The sequence below is a fragment of the Bacillota bacterium genome (assembly GCA_040755295.1).
Taxonomy (GTDB): domain Bacteria; phylum Bacillota; class Desulfotomaculia; order Desulfotomaculales; family Ammonificaceae; genus SURF-55.
Genome location: JBFMBK010000043.1, coordinates 1 through 1,154, shown reverse-complemented (window position 1 = coordinate 1,154; position 1,154 = coordinate 1). Strand labels below are relative to the sequence as shown.

The window sequence follows — 1,154 nt, the reverse complement described above, 5'->3', positions numbered from 1 at the left end:
ACCTATCCCGACAACAAGCAAGTAACATACCAATATTACAAAGACAACCGCCTGAAAACGGTCACCGACTGGAACAACAGAGTGACCGCCTACGAATATTACCCCAACGGTCTGCTCTACAAGACCACCAGACCCGACGGCTCGGTGCAGACCGTCTATTACGACGACGCCTACCAACTCCTAAAACTCGAAGACAAGGACAGAAACGGCAACGTCATCTGCAAGTACGACTACACCTACACCGTAAACCGCGAGGTTTACAAGGAAATACCGGATATTCCCCAGCAAACCTTCTCGTTGTCCGAACCGGTCGTAACCACCGGCCCCGACAACAGGACCGCGACGTACAACGGCCAGGAGATTCGGTACGATGAAGACGGAAACATGGAACACGGTCCTTTGAACGGAACGATGGCCGATTTCACCTTCGACGCCCGCGGCAGACTAACCATCGCCGGCGGCACAAGCTACACCTACGACGCCGAAGGCAACCGGATAGCCGTCACCGAAGGCGGCTCCCAGACCAGTTTCGTGATCGACCCCAACGCGGCCTTGAGCCGAGTATTGATAAAGACGGACGCCTCGGGCAACCAGACCTATTACGTATACGGTTTGGGCCTGATCGGTCAGGAAGAAAACGGCGCCTATAAAACCTACCATTACGACCTCCGCGGCAGCACCGTGGCACTCACCGACCAAAACGGTAACGTTACCGACACCTTCCAATACAGCGCTTACGGCGATCTGGTTCACCGCACCGGGTCAACCTCGACGCCGTTTATGTTCAACGGCCACGACGGTGTAATGACCGACGCCAACGGCCTCATCTACATGCGTGCCAGGTACTACAACCCGGAACTAAGGCGGTTCCTCAGCAAGGACCCGGTCGTGGGCAGCATCGTTAATCCGCAATCGCTGGACGCGTATGGGTATTGCGAGAACGATCCGGTTAACAGAATCGATCCCAGCGGAGAAGCATTTATAAAGGATTTTATGAAAAACATGCAAGCCAGTGTAAACGCAGCTCCAGGAATGTGGCGGGCAAGCTGTGCTGCAGCGCCGGAAATGTTGCAAGCTAGTTATCAGGAGATTGATCCGTATGTAAGTGCAACATGGAACTTTATTGAGCCCGATGAAGGCGATATGGCATGGTA

General features: G+C 54.1%; 1 protein-coding gene. It reads left to right on the top strand.

Going from position 1 to position 1,154, the window contains the following annotated elements:
* Positions 1–1,154 (top strand): RHS repeat-associated core domain-containing protein (locus AB1500_13185; GenBank protein MEW6184100.1); only part of this gene is annotated, 1,154 nt, incomplete at both ends.